This is a genomic window from Pseudoalteromonas sp. A757 (assembly GCF_004103285.1).
Taxonomy (GTDB): Bacteria; Pseudomonadota; Gammaproteobacteria; order Enterobacterales; family Alteromonadaceae; genus Pseudoalteromonas; species Pseudoalteromonas galatheae.
In genome coordinates this window covers 1-576 of record NZ_QNQN01000022.1, presented here as the reverse complement: position 1 = coordinate 576, position 576 = coordinate 1, and the positions used below count along the sequence as shown (strand labels likewise).

Here is a 576-nt window from a genome sequence, read left to right as displayed (position 1 = left end):
CTAACTCGTACTAATTACCCGAGAGGCTTAACCATACAACGCCAAAGTGGTTTATAAGCGACAGAAGTTAATAGACTAAAGTAGACAAAAGAATTTAATCGCTTTTTCCAGATTTAAGAATTAAACAAGGTGACCAACCTCAGCGATATCGCGAAATCGGTTCACCTTGCGCAAATGGAATGCTCGTGCGAGGCACGATGTCATTAGACATTTGCACCCAGATTTCCTGATGACCATAGCGTTTTGGAACCACCTGACCCCATGCCGAACTCAGAAGTGAAACAAAACAGCGTCGATGATAGTGTGGGCTTCCCATGTGAAAGTAGAACATCGTCAGGGCCTTATTAGAGAAGGCCCGATTCGAGAGAGTCGGGCTTTTTTGCGTTTGAAGTAAAGTACTTCCATGAGTATCTCCCCTTCACGTATCCATGCGCTCATTTCCCCGAACTGCGAAGCGTTGCTTCGGTTTCTTGTCACCCAAACTCAGAAGTGAAACAAAACAGCCGAAGGGTCGGCCCCGGTCAATGATAGTGTGGGCTTCCCATGTGAAAGTAGAACATCGTCAGGGCCTTATTA

General features: G+C 46.0%; 1 rRNA gene. It reads left to right on the top strand.

Features of this window, described 5'->3' with window-relative positions:
- Positions 1-225 precede the first annotated feature (225 nt).
- Positions 226-339, top strand: a 5S ribosomal RNA gene (gene rrf, locus DRB05_RS00135).
- The last annotated feature ends 237 nt before the right edge of the window (positions 340-576 follow it).